Annotated in this window: 13 protein-coding genes and 3 pseudogenes; 11 read left to right on the plus strand and 5 right to left on the minus strand. The window is 38.7% G+C overall.

The window, feature by feature from the left end; translation table 11 throughout:
* Positions 1–11 precede the first annotated feature (11 nt).
* The 5 genes and pseudogenes from AT575_RS11045 to AT575_RS00630 all read left to right on the plus strand — a co-directional run.
* A pseudogene (locus AT575_RS11045) lies at positions 12–74 on the plus strand (Lin0368 family putative glycerol transporter subunit); the annotation flags it as partial.
* A 121-nt stretch (positions 75–195) separates the two neighbouring features.
* Positions 196–309: a hypothetical protein gene (locus AT575_RS11050; protein ID WP_425444823.1), complete on the plus strand. Its 114-nt coding sequence runs from the start codon at positions 196–198 to the stop codon at positions 307–309.
* Positions 306–647: a Lin0368 family putative glycerol transporter subunit gene (locus tag AT575_RS00620; RefSeq protein ID WP_102776704.1), complete on the plus strand. Its 342-nt coding sequence runs from the start codon at positions 306–308 to the stop codon at positions 645–647. Before AT575_RS11050 ends, AT575_RS00620 begins: the two co-directional genes overlap by 4 nt.
* 22 nt (positions 648–669) lie before the next feature.
* Positions 670–2,103, plus strand: coding sequence for a 6-phospho-beta-glucosidase (locus AT575_RS00625; RefSeq protein WP_102776705.1), 1,434 nt, complete (start codon positions 670–672; stop codon positions 2,101–2,103).
* A gap of 32 nt (positions 2,104–2,135) precedes the next feature.
* Positions 2,136–2,969, plus strand: a complete 834-nt coding sequence (locus tag AT575_RS00630; RefSeq protein WP_102776706.1) for an SDR family oxidoreductase — start codon at positions 2,136–2,138, stop codon at positions 2,967–2,969.
* A 77-nt stretch (positions 2,970–3,046) separates the two neighbouring features.
* Here the strand turns inward: AT575_RS00630 and AT575_RS11055 are convergent.
* Positions 3,047–4,206: pseudogene (locus tag AT575_RS11055) on the minus strand (MFS transporter).
* 161 nt (positions 4,207–4,367) lie between these two features.
* On the opposite strand from AT575_RS11055, the gene AT575_RS10665 reads away from it, so the two are divergent.
* Together AT575_RS10665 and AT575_RS00645 are read left to right on the plus strand one after the other, a co-directional pair.
* Positions 4,368–4,586 (plus strand): LysR family transcriptional regulator, encoded by a 219-nt coding sequence (locus tag AT575_RS10665; RefSeq protein ID WP_174683081.1) that lies wholly within the window; start codon positions 4,368–4,370, stop codon positions 4,584–4,586.
* Between the two features lie 2 nt (positions 4,587–4,588).
* Positions 4,589–5,290: a LysR family transcriptional regulator substrate-binding protein gene (locus AT575_RS00645; RefSeq protein ID WP_174683082.1), complete on the plus strand. Its 702-nt coding sequence runs from the start codon at positions 4,589–4,591 to the stop codon at positions 5,288–5,290.
* Between the two features lie 46 nt (positions 5,291–5,336).
* Here the strand turns inward: AT575_RS00645 and AT575_RS00650 are convergent, their stop codons facing one another.
* The gene (locus AT575_RS00650; RefSeq protein WP_102776709.1) at positions 5,337–5,678 is read right to left on the minus strand and encodes a helix-turn-helix transcriptional regulator; all 342 of its coding nucleotides are present in this window, start codon (positions 5,676–5,678) and stop codon (positions 5,337–5,339) included.
* Between the two features lie 175 nt (positions 5,679–5,853).
* Between AT575_RS00650 and AT575_RS00655 the strand changes: the two genes are divergently transcribed.
* On the plus strand, positions 5,854–6,084 hold the full coding sequence (locus tag AT575_RS00655; RefSeq protein WP_102776710.1) for a helix-turn-helix domain-containing protein: 231 nt from the start codon (positions 5,854–5,856) through the stop codon (positions 6,082–6,084).
* An 87-nt stretch (positions 6,085–6,171) separates the two neighbouring features.
* Here the strand turns inward: AT575_RS00655 and AT575_RS00660 are convergent, their stop codons facing one another.
* Together AT575_RS00660 and AT575_RS00665 are read right to left on the minus strand one after the other, a co-directional pair.
* On the minus strand, positions 6,172–6,507 hold the full coding sequence (locus tag AT575_RS00660) for a hypothetical protein (protein ID WP_102776711.1): 336 nt from the start codon (positions 6,505–6,507) through the stop codon (positions 6,172–6,174).
* A 31-nt stretch (positions 6,508–6,538) separates the two neighbouring features.
* A pseudogene (locus AT575_RS00665) lies at positions 6,539–8,820 on the minus strand (Xaa-Pro dipeptidyl-peptidase).
* A 125-nt stretch (positions 8,821–8,945) separates the two neighbouring features.
* On the opposite strand from AT575_RS00665, the gene gla reads away from it, so the two are divergent.
* Positions 8,946–9,794: an aquaglyceroporin Gla gene (gla, locus tag AT575_RS00670; RefSeq protein ID WP_102776712.1), complete on the plus strand. Its 849-nt coding sequence runs from the start codon at positions 8,946–8,948 to the stop codon at positions 9,792–9,794.
* Between the two features lie 138 nt (positions 9,795–9,932).
* Here the strand turns inward: gla and AT575_RS00675 are convergent, their stop codons facing one another.
* A complete protein-coding gene (locus tag AT575_RS00675; RefSeq protein ID WP_102776713.1) occupies positions 9,933–10,829 on the minus strand; it encodes a sulfite exporter TauE/SafE family protein in 897 nt (298 codons plus the stop codon).
* 117 nt (positions 10,830–10,946) lie between these two features.
* Here AT575_RS00675 and AT575_RS00680 point away from each other — a divergent pair, with 117 nt between their 5' ends.
* Positions 10,947–11,699, plus strand: coding sequence for a CppA family protein (locus tag AT575_RS00680; RefSeq protein WP_102776714.1), 753 nt, complete (start codon positions 10,947–10,949; stop codon positions 11,697–11,699).
* Entirely contained in the window at positions 11,696–12,634 is a 939-nt protein-coding gene (locus tag AT575_RS00685) for a serine hydrolase domain-containing protein (protein ID WP_102776715.1), read from the plus strand. The genes AT575_RS00680 and AT575_RS00685 overlap by 4 nt, the downstream gene beginning before the upstream one ends.
* Positions 12,635–12,792 lie beyond the last annotated feature (158 nt).

Below are 12,792 nucleotides of genomic sequence, written 5' to 3' on the forward strand. Positions count from 1 at the left end.
TTGCAGGCATGATGATAAATATCTTCTGGCCATTATTAGCAACTCCATTTGGTCCCTTTGCCGGTTTTATTGCTGGAGCAATTGTTATTGGCCCAACCTGGTTTATTTGTCACTATAAAGCTTTATTAGCCAGGGCAAGCACCTTGCTCTTGATATGGGGGAGCCATTGCGACTTCCGTTTTAGTCAAAACAGCATTGAATGCTGGTTTTTCAGAAACCTTGGCCGCCCTACCAACCTTTTTAGCAGTTATCATTGGTGCTATCTTTGCTGGTTGGCTTTATTGGAAGATTGAAGGAGCTGAAAAATGACAGTATTTCAATTTTTAACGACTCTTCTAGGTGGTTTTCTCTTACCCTTCACCATCTTAATGATCTGGGGGAAAATGGTTGATCGTTTTGGTGCTAAGGGTGGTTTCCTAGCAGCATTCATTATTATCGGTCCCATCTGGTTTATAAACCATGGCATGACAAGTCCCTTAATACATCAAGGCTCTTCAGTCTTTGTTGATATGGGGTATGCGACAGCTATTGGGCTCTTAGCTTATGGTCTTTTCCGTGGGCTTGGTCTCAAGGTTCATCTTCATAATCTGGCAGCCATGCTACTTGGTGGTTGTCTTGCCGGTATTGTGATGCATATATTATTTTAATAAATAGAAAAGAGGAGAAAAGATGACTTTTCCAAAAAATTTTTTATGGGGTGGCGCTCTAGCAGCCCATCAATTTGAAGGCGGTGTTCTTGAAACATCTAAAGGTTTAAGTGTGGCTGATGTCATGACTGCTGGGGCCCACGGTGTACCGCGTGTGATTACTGACGGCGTCGTGGAAGGCAATTATTACCCCAACCATGTTGGTATTGACTTCTACCATCGTTACAAAGAAGACATTGCCATGTTTGCTGACCTGGGCTTCAAATGTTTCCGTACTTCAATTGCTTGGACACGTATTTTCCCAAATGGGGATGAAGCTGAACCAAATGAAGAAGGATTGCAATTTTATGATGACATGTTTGATGAACTCTTGAAGTATGGCATCGAGCCCGTTATTACCCTTTCTCACTTTGAAATGCCATATCACATTGCTAAAGAATATGGTGGCTTCATGAGCCGTAAGACAGTGGACCTCTTTGTCAAGTTTGCCGAAGTGGTATTCCGCCGTTACAAGGATAAAGTCAAATACTGGATGACCTTCAATGAAATCAATAACCAAATGAATTATCATAATGATATCTTTGGTTGGACCAATTCAGGGGCTCATTTTGGTGACTATGAGAATCCCGAAGAGGCAATGTACATCTGTGGACACCATACCCTATTAGCATCAGCTCTTGCTGTTAAAGTCGGAAAAGAGATTAACCCAGATTTCCAAATCGGTAACATGATCGCTATGGTACCAATTTACCCATTCTCTTGCCGTCCTGAGGACGTCTTGCTGGCTAACCAAGCCATGCATGACCGTTGGTTCTTCTGTGATGTACAAGTCCGTGGACACTATCCAGCCTATGCTTTGAAAATGTTTGAACGTAAAGGGTATCAGATTCCAATTACCGAAGAAGATAAAGTTGTTTTAGCTAATGGTAAAGTAGATTATATCGGATTCTCATATTATATGTCGAATACTGTAGATAGTCAGTCAACTCGCGATGTTTCAAAAACAACAGATGGTTCTAGTGTTCATTCAGTCAAAAATCCTTTCATCAAAGAATCAGATTGGGGTTGGGCAATTGATCCAGTAGGTCTTCGTTATGTCTTAAATAGTTTCTATGAACGCTATGAGTTACCAATGTTTATTGTTGAAAACGGTTTTGGTGCCATCGACGTCAAAGAAGAAGATGGTTCAGTTCATGACCCATACCGCATTGACTACTTGAAATCACATATCCAAGAAATGGAAAAAGCCATCAATGAAGACGGTGTTGACTTGATTGGATACACTCCTTGGGGTTGTATCGACTGTATTTCATTTACAACAGGAGAAATGAAAAAACGTTATGGTTTCATCTATGTTGACCGTAATAATGACGGTTCAGGTACACTTGAGCGGAGCAAAAAAGACTCTTATGACTGGTACAAACAAGTAACAGCAAGTAATGGGGAAATCTTATAAGTTACGGCTTTGATGGAAAATGGAGGTCAGTTATGTCAGTTATCCAAAGAGATAATGTTGCTTTAATCACTGGAGCTGGTGCTGGTATCGGAGCTAGCGCTGCTAAATTTTTTGCATCAAGAGGAATGAAAATTGTTCTCTTTGATAAAGATTTAGCTTCACTTGAAAAGACGGCAAAAGATATTGATACAGAAACATTATTGGTTTGTGGCGATGTTAAAGATAAGGCTGCTCTAGTAGAACTACATGAAAAAGTGTTTGAACGTTTCGGTCACTTGAATCTTTTGTTTTTAAATGCCGGTATAGGAAGAAAATCCAAGCCATGGGATTTTCTTGAAAATTGGCATGAGACATTAGATGTTAATTTATTTGCCAATGTCGAGTTATTACACCTATTCTTACCACCTTTATTAGAACAGGGGTTCCCGTCATCTATTGTAACCTTAGGTTCAAAAGAAGGCATCACAACGCCACCTGGAAATGCAGCCTATTCTGTTTCAAAAGCAGGTGTTAAAATCCTGACAGAACAGCTAGCTTATGAGTTACGTCAAATTCCCAATCATCAGGTTTCTGCTCATCTTTTAGTTCCAGGCTACACTTGGACACCCATGAATTTTCCAGATGCTGATTTTACAAATCCTCAATCAAAACCACAAGCGCCATGGTCAGCTGAAGAACTATTAATCTTTTTTGAGAAATCACTTGAGAATGGCGATTTTTATATGATTGCTGGAGATAATGAGGTAACCCCTGAATTGGATAAGAAACGTATTCAGTGGGCAGCTGATGATATAATCAAAAATAGACCTGCCTTATCTCGATGGCATGATGATTATAAAGAAGAGTTTCATTCATTTATCCAATAAAAGTTCGCATCATTGGATAAGATTTATTTTGACAGTTAATTATTACAAAAACCTTCCAAAACTGGAAGGTTTTTTGTTTAAGTTTTCTCTTTTAAGATTGTAGAGATTAATAGAATAAGAAGAGTTGACGATAATGTTAAAAGGCTTAAACTTTGAATTCCAAAACTCTTGATAATAAAAACGGCGATACTTAAGCCGAAAGCTTGACCTAGTTGAATATTAGAACTGTTTAGGTTAAGGATGAAGCTGGATTTGTTTTGCGTTGTGATATTAATACCAGTATTCAACTGCAGTCCAATAAACCAGCCCATAAATTGCCATAGTAGAATGAGAATCAGGGTTATCCACATTTGATTTTGAAAGACAAAAATCAAGCCTGTTAGCACCATTTGAATAGCAGTTCCTATAAGGAGAGCTTTTTTAAAGCCAATTCTGTCTGAGATGTAACCACCACATAAATTTCCCGAGAAGCAAGCTAAGCCCATGATAATTAAGTAATAACTTAAGATATGATCAACTTTTGGGAAAAGTTCCAACAAGTATGGTGTTACATAAGTAAAAAGTGATCCGTAACCGATAAAGGTTATGAGAGACGAAAAAAGGACAAAAAGTGTTTCTTTATTCTTGAGTAGTGCTAATTCGGATTTGAAATTGATTTGATTTTGATTTGTTTTAACAGATGGTAAAAAATTTAGGAAGTAGATAAAGGCAATAATCATCAAAACAATTAGGAAAAGATAATCAACTTGCCAGTTAAAATACTGTGATAGCATTCGTGTTAAGGGCATACCAATTACCAAAGCTAATGAAGCCCCATGATTAGTTTGGCAAGGGTAGATCCTAATTTTTCAGGTGGGGTTAAAGCTGCGACGGTTCCCATCGCTAAGACGCCATAGCCATTGCCTGTGACACCAGTTAGAAAACGGATTAAGAGTAACTGTTCAAATGAACGTGTATAAATCATCCAAATACTAGCCATAATAGTTAAGGCCAGCATTATTTTAAGCATACTTGTCCTTTCAAATTTTCTGAAGAGGACCAAGGTAATAGGAACACCTAGTCCTGCACCATAAGCATAGGCTGAGTTGAGAAGTCCGGTCTCTGAAATTGGAATAGCTAGTTGTTGCGCCACTTGGTCCAAAATGCCATTAAAGAGAAAGGAAGACATGGCTAGGACAAAGTTCATTAAGGTAAATATAAAAAGTGTTGGTTTGGTTAAACGCTTATGTGTTTCCATATTTCTCCTTGTTTATTTTTATCATTTAATACTTTTTAGGACTATAAAGTTAGTTACTGCTTTAATCATAAATTGGAAACGCTTAAATAGCAAATACTTTTATTAAATATGATATTATACTTAATAAGCATAACAAATATAGCAATTAAAAAGAGGAAAATATGGAAATTAGAGTTCTTCATTATTTTTTAACAGTTATTAATGAAGGGAGTATCTCCCAAGCAGCCAATAGTTTACATATCACACAACCAACTATCTCGAGACAACTGAAAGAGCTTGAAGAAGAACTGGGTAAGCAATTATTCATCAGACATAAAAAAGGTGGTATCAGCTTAACACCTGAGGCTTACTTTTACAGAGTCGTGCCCAAGAAATTATGACTATGGTTGAGCAAACGGAAAAAGAATTCATGGATTTAACTGATCTGGTTCAGGGGGACATCTATATCGGTGGTGGTGAGACTAAAACCTTTGCTCAAATCGCAAAATTAGCCAAGGAATTGCAGGCGGATTTCCCAGGTCTTCATTATCACCTCTATTCAGCTGATGCAGAGGAAATCCTGCTCCGCTTAGAAAAAGGCTTGCTTGATTTCGCCCTCCTCACCTATCCTCAAATCAATCAAAATTATGATTATCTTAAATTACCAACTAAGGATCAGTGGGGGTTAGTTCTACCAAAGACAGATGAGCTTGCGCAAAAGCAGAAAATTGAAATGAAAGATATCAAAAAGCTACCGCTGATCATTCCTCGCCGAACCTATCTAAGTAGCGATAGTAATAATAAAGTTAGAGCATGGTTCGGTAAACAGTTTGCCAACTTAAATATTATTTCCACCTTTAATTTGGTTTACAATGCTAATTATATGGTCCAAGAAGGCATGGGTTATCTCTTATGCTTTGACCATTTGTTGAGTAATGATAACTTGGTCTTTATACCATTGGAGCCAAAACTAGAAACTGAACAATATTTGGTTTGGAAAAATGGCAAGGTTCTTTCTCCAGCCGCAGAACTCTTCTTGGACAGTTTAAAGGTCTACTTAATCGACTACCAGAATCCAGAGAATCACTGTCCTAAAAAAGCATAAGAAAAGCATCAGCTTTTAGATTCCCTCAATGCTGATGCTTTTTTTACTAAATATCTTTTTTGTTTAACAGCTCAGTGCCCATAGCAATCCATTGTTCCTTGAGAGTAGGAGGTAGATTTTCTGAAATATAAGATATTTCTTCTGCAGATTCTTGTTGGCTTGATAGGGGATAAGTAGTGAGGTCACGGTAGAGGAGGTCATCAAGGCTTATTTTAAAGATGACAGTAAGGAGATGCAAGGTTTCTTTTTTGGGTCCGTATTTTCCTTTTTCCCATTCACTAATGGTCGAAGTCCCTTGTCGACCTAGCAAATGAGCTAGATCTGATTGAGTCATACCATTTTTTAATCTTAGGTATTTAATATTGCTGGCTAAAAAAGATTTTCTCATAATTGAAATCGGACTCCTTTGTCAGGTTATTAACCCTATCATACCATAAATGTCCGGTTTTCAAAAGGCCAGATAAAAAATAGACAGAAAAAACAGGAATTTCTTGACTTCGTCATTTCCGAAGTTTATAATATAACTATCATTTAAATTTAATCAAAAGTTTAGGAGGAATACAATGACTAAAAGGAGTTTAAAGGAAATTCGCAAATCTCGTCACTTAACTCAGGAAGAATTAGCCTTTCAAACAGGCATTTCTATCAGAACTATTGCTCGCTATGAAAAAGATGTGACCATGCTGCGCAGGGCTAAGTATGAAACCTTGAGTATGATTGCGGCTATTTTAGAGGTCAGTGTGGACGATATTTTTTTAGGAGAAACTTCGGTTTTTGCGAAATGCTCTTGTTAATAGCCTAAGCTTATCATTTTAGTGTTCTTATTTTCTCTCTTTCCTTTCTATCAAAAAAGCTTGCTAGCAGGCAAGCTTTTTGACTATTTAGGATTTTAATTGTTTTTGGAATTCTGCTTTCCATTCATTGATAGCATCCAAATGAAGGGCAAAATCAAAATCTTTGAGGTTTGTTTGAAGCTCATAGTTGCCTTCTTTATAGCGAACCATGAGTGCCATAGTTTCAAGACTTTGACCGAAATACCAGTAGAAGTCATCTTCAATTGGGAATTTATTTAGATCTTCCTTTATGAGAGTCACCAGGCTTGCTAACCAGTCTGTTTGGTGATTGAAAATTGCTCCATATTCGTGGCTTTGACTGGTATCAACTTGATACCAAAAATGGTGGCTGTTACCGTAGTTTTCTTGTGCAAAAGATTTCATTTTTCTCTCCTTAAAAGGCTGTTTTTTTCTATTATAAGGTTTCTACTGGGAATTCCATAGAAGATTGCTCACAGTCAATGACTAATTGGTAATCACTATTATCACGGACAGTATGCTCAAAGTCCGTTGTGTAAAGCAAGAGTTCAAGATTATCGCCTTCTTTAAAGCGATAAATACTTGGTTGTAAGTAAAAATCAAAAGTCATCCATTGATCCGGTTCAACAGTTTTGATCTCCATAAGATCCTCACGGTTTTGCAAATTAAGGACGCCTTTGGCAACTACCCGCTCAGAACTCATGCTCATCGGTAATTCTTTCAGATCCTCACGCGCAAAGTTCTGACCATTATCAATAACCCTAAAATCAACAACTGCTGGCGTATCTCCTAGGCGTTTTTTAGGACCCTTGTCCAATAGCTGAGCAGAAAGAATACCTTTGTTGATGGATGATTTAAGGCGTAAATGCAAGCAGATTTCCCCATTAAGGTGAACATCTTGTTCTAGTTTGAACTCTAGCGCAAGAGCGTTGGCATCCCCAGAGAATAAATCCTTCTTGAAGACTCGGAAGTCCTTGCCAAATGCCGCAAATCGATCTTCAGTGTACTGATTGTCAATGGTTTTTTGACCTTCTCCAAAAGGAAACTTATGGCGTCCATTTGCTCCAAATTGGTCAAGGACTTGCCAGGTTTGTTCTTCCTGGTTGTCATGCCAAATCAAGGTCGGCAATTGGAAATGGTTGTCTAAGCCAAGCAATTTTTGGCTAAGAAGGGCATTCATGGACTCCTTAAAGTCGATAGATTGCCAGTTATGCATGTAAACGTGTTGCCCATGGTGAAGAAAGGCATGCTTATTGACTGTATCTGGCAAGGCATTAAAGATTTGGTAAACCTGACGGGGTTTGACATTCCAGTCTTGAAGGCCATGGGTGAAGACGACTTCACATGTTACGTTCTTGGCTTTTGGTAGATAGTTGCGGTCATGCCAGAATTGATTGTAGTCACCACTAGCATGGTCAAGAGCAGTAGATTGTTGTTCTAGAAGTTCTTGGTATTTGTTTTTGGTTTTTAAATAGTCGCCAGCTAATAAGGAACGGGAATAGGTTAATTCAGTCAGAACATCCAGGTCTTCGCCTGGGTATCCGCCAGGGCTACAGATTAAGCCGTTTTCACGGTAGTAGTCGTACCATGAGGAGATGGCGGCTTCTGCGATGATGACTTCCAGTCCCTCAACGCCTGTGGTGGCCAAACCAGTTGACATGGTGCCCAAGTAAGATTTACCGGTAGTTGCCACTTTACCATTGGTCCAGTCAGCTTCTACGAGGGATTCTCGTTTGTGGCTACTATATGCACGTGCTCGGCCATTCAACCAATCTATAACAGCCTTAAAGCTTTCCACTTGTAGGTAATCGCCTGAAGTCATAAAGCCTTCCGAACCTGCTGTGCCGACGCCAGAGACATAAATATTAGCAAATCCACGCGCCAGGAAGTAGTCGTTGAGGCCGTAGGAGTCGATATAGGCAAAAGTCTCACTAGCAGGAGCAGTTGGCAAATCGACCTTTTCTTGAGCTAAGATTTCAATTTGGCGGTCTTCCACTTGGATTTTCCCGCTTTCTTTGAGCTTAGTTCGCCTTCCATTTTATAAAGTTTTTTGTCGTTGGCGACTTCATTGACCCCTTGGTGATAAGGACTTGCGGTCATCATAACAGGGATTTTGTGATCTGTTTTTGGTCTGAGAATATTTACTTTAATCAAGTCTCGTTGACCATCAAAATCCGTGTCAATTGGTGCTTCCACATAAACAATTTCTTTGATCAGGTCATGACTATTAAAGGTGGCTAAACTTTTCCCGTTAAAGAAATGGTAGTCATTGTCCAGAGGAAGAATACCTTGGCTGACCAAATCTTCTGCCAAGGTCATTCCTAATTTGTTGCGGCAGGATAAGAGTTGGTGGAGGCTGAGAATAAAGTCCTCTTCTTGAAATTGAACAGGTAGATTAATTTCCTGGCTGAAGACTTTAGCATCTTGAAAATCGAAGTTTGGAACAAAACCTAAAAGTTGCAAGGCCACTAATTGGAAGATAGGCCCAGTTAAGCTGTCATCTGATTTTAAAAAGGTGTCTAAGTCTCGATTCTGATCAGCTAATAAGAGACTAAGCGGATAGTCTTTGTCACGATGATGGAAATAATAGTGGTCTAAAAAACTTTTAAAGATGGCTTTAGGTGTGTCTAAATCAGAAAATGTAAAACCTAGATTTTCTAAATCTTTTAAAGCTTCTTGGGAATTTGCTTTGATATATGAGAATTGATTGTATTTCATTGGCGATCCATTCTTTCTATAAAGTAAACGTTTTAATTTTTTCAACAGCTTTACATTGTCTATTATACTTGATAAAATGGTACTTGTCTAAACTATAAAAAAAAACTTGGAGGAAGTACATACAAATGGATGTAACATGGACTGTGAAGTACATCACAGAATTTCTTGCTACTGCTTTACTTTTAATTTTAGGTAATGGAGCAGTTGCTAACGTTGACTTAAAAGGAACTAAAGGAAATAACTCTGGTTGGGTTATTATTGCTTTAGGTTATGGTTTCGGGGTTATGATGCCAGCTTTAATGTTTGGTAATGTATCAGGTAACCACATTAACCCAGCCTTTACCTTAGGTTTAGCCTTCTCTGGTCTATTCCCATGGGCTCACGTTATTCCTTATATCATTGCGCAAATGCTTGGTGCAATGTTTGGTCAATTGGTCGTTGTTGGTGTTTATGGTCCATACTTCCGTAAAACTGAAAACCCAAATCCAATTTTAGGTTCTTTCTCAACCATTTCAGCTCTTGATGATGGTTCTAAAGAAAGCCAAAAAGCTTCTATCATCAATGGTTTTGCTAATGAGTTTGTTGGTTCATTTGTTCTTTTCTTTGGTGCACTTGCTTTAACAAAAAACTTCTTTGGTTCAGAATTAGTTGGAAAATTAGTTGAAGCTGGTTATGATAAAACAATGGCTGAAACACAAGTTTCACCATACACATCAGGAAGCTTAGCTGTAGCTCACTTAGGAATTGGTTTCCTTGTCATGACTCTTGTTGCTTCATTAGGTGGACCTACTGGTCCTGGTTTGAACCCTGCGCGTGACCTTGGTCCTCGTATCGTTCACCATTTCTTACCTAAATCAGTACTTGGTCAAGCTAAAGGCGATTCAAAATGGTGGTATGCATGGGTTCCAGTTCTTGGACCAATTGTAGCAGCCATTCTTGCCGTAGCAATGTTCAAATACCTTTATATTAAATAAGAAAAACAGAATAAAGAGCACTATTAATGGATTTCCCATTGATAGTGCTCTTTTTTGTAACAATCTTAACAGTTTCCGTTCGTCAATAGAAAACAATAAACCATCCGCAGGGCGGATGGTCATCTAACGGTTTTGGATTTAATGGAAGCTAGGGCTAATTTTTTTCGTCAAGGAAGATCTGATCAACATGATTCCGGTAAAAATAACAATGATAACAACAATTTTTTTAAGGGCATCAATGTTTAAGTGGGTTAAAAAGAAAACGGCTATCAGAACGCCCATTGTTCCTCCAATTGTGATACCCGCAAAACCTGTCCAAGATACTCGGTCTTCTTTGATGAATTGACGACTTGAAGCGGTCATAATCATGGCTGCATCCAACATCATGACAGGCATAGCAACTGCTGGACTTAGGCCCATTAAGGAGAAGAAAATCAATTCTGGTGCATAATTTCCTAAACCCATGGTCATTAACACACCGATGATAAAGTTAAAGGTAATGCCGATAAAAAGCCAAATGCCATGCAATCCGTGGAGAGAGTGGGCTATGTTGCTACCAGGGTTAGTTGCCATTCTAAAAATCATAATGGCTGATGCGATAATGAGGAGAACCCCTAGAATAAATTGAACCGTTGGCGTGTGCCAGTTCTTGGTGATTCGAGTTCCGAAATATGCGCCTAGAAAGGCTGCTGTTGCCATTGAGACTAAAGTAATCACCTCAACTTTAACAACAAAAATAAAGCATAGGGATTGGAATAAAACAGGAATCACATGAGCGGCTGTCATCGTTCCAGGCAATTTACTGTCATCATCGATGAGTTTGGTGATTTTTAAAAGGCTTGTTGTTGTCGCAAAAGAGCCAATACCTAAGGTGTCTAAAGCATCAGTAACAAGTCCTATTCCAAAACCTGTCAAAAAGCGTTTGAATGGGTTAATCTGATGCTTTTTGAGGTGATGAATTAGGGTCATGAGGATAAAGAAGATGGAAAGGACAAGAAAGGCTTGTATTAAGCGTAAAATAAGTGTGTCATTCATAGACTAATAGTCTATCGAAATAATGCTTTGGGGTCAATATCATTTTGGGATAAAGCACATAAATTCTTGTCAAAAAATACAATTTCGCTTATAATAACAGAGGATTAGGAGGAAACTATGTCTTTATTAGAAAAATCGGTCTTTTTAACCCCTGTTTTTAGGGTCAATAACCGACAATTAAACATTGAATTTTATCAAAAAAACTTAGGATTTAAATTAGTATACGAAGAGAATGCCATTGCTATCTTCACTTCCTTTGGATCAGGAAATGAACGCTTTGTCATTGAAGAATCACCATCTGTACGGACGCGAGCAGTTGAGGGCACTAAGAAAGTTAATACCATTGTCATAAAAACTAGCGATGCTAGAGCGATTGAACAACTTTTGGCGCATGGTGCAGAGGCCGACGCTCTTTTTATTGGCCCAAATGGCTATGCTTTTGAAACTTTATCTCCTGAAGGGGACCGTTTCTTACTGCATGCTGAAGATGACATATCTAAGTTGGAAGTCACTGACCTACCCGAATTGGTGGCAGAGGATGACTTTAAGGGCTTAGCTGATTTTAGCTTTGAGACAATTGTTCTTAACGTCTTAAATGAAGAAGTGTCTCGGTCATTCTATCAAGACACTTTCCAAGGTCAATTCCCCGTAGAAATGGACTTCATTGAAGCAGAAGGTCCAGACTTGGCAATTGAACCACATTTGGCTTGGGATTTGGAAATTCTGGAAGTTAAAGTGCCAGAAGATTATGATTTGGCAGCTTTCAAAGCCTATTTGGAAGAAAAAGGCTTGTCCGTTTATTTGGACGCAAAAGAAAAGGTTTTGGTTCTATCTGACCCAAGCCTCATCGAAATTTGGTTTATGAAATGATGTCTAGAATTACCGATTTTATTCAAGAACAGATTTCTGCAGGAATTTATCCAGGGGCTAGTTTGGCCCTTTTTCAGCAGGGAAAATGGCAGGAATATTATTTGGGAACCATCGATGGGCAAGAGCCCGTGCGAGCTGGTTTAACCTACGATTTGGCTAGTGTGTCCAAGGTGGTTGGTGTTGGGACGCTTTGTATCTTTTTGGTCAATAGCGGAGCCCTTGAGCTGGATAAGCCCTTGCAGTTTTACTATCACGCTTTCAAACGACCTGAGGTCACTGTGCGGCAGCTTCTGACCCATAGCAGTGGCTTAGACCCCTTTATCCCAAATCGGAATCAACTGGGTGCAGAAGAGCTTAAGGAAGCCATGAATCACTTGCAAGTTAAGGCTGATAAATCTTTTCACTACACAGATGTCAACTTCTTGCTCCTTGGTTTTATGCTAGAGGAGGTGCTTGGTGATTCCTTGGATCAGCTATTTGAAAAGCAAATTTTTCAACCCTTTGGTATGACAGAAACCCATTTTGGTCCTCATCCCGGAGCAGTACCGACCGTAAAAGGTGTCACTGATGGTCAGGTTCATGATCCTAAAGCTAGGGTTTTAGGTCACCATGCGGGTTCTGCAGGCCTTTTTTCAACGGTTAAAGATTTAGAAATCTTTTTAGAACATCACATGCAGGACAGCTTCGCAAAAAATCTCTTTGAAAATTATAGTCAACAAGAGAAAGAGCGTTCATTAGCTTGGCGCATCAATAAAGGTTACTTGGACCATACCGGTTATACCGGAACCTTTATTATGTTTAACCAAGACCAAGAAGCTGTAATCTTCTTAACCAATCGCACTTTTGAAAAAGATGAACGAGAAGCATGGATAAAAGATCGGGATCAGTTAATGGAAGTTATTATGGAAGAAATAGTAGCCAATCGGATTAAGTAAAAATCTGTCATTTAGTAGCAATAAAAAGAATGAGGCTGGGACAAAAGTCTTCATAACTAATAAAAACAGAGACTCACGTTTGATGTGATTCTCTGTTTTTAATTTCTTATCATTCTCTTATTGTATTTCAGTAGATTATTGGCCATGAGGACCAAACC

The organism is Streptococcus penaeicida, assembly GCF_002887775.1.
GTDB classification, from domain to species: domain Bacteria; phylum Bacillota; class Bacilli; order Lactobacillales; family Streptococcaceae; genus Streptococcus; species Streptococcus penaeicida.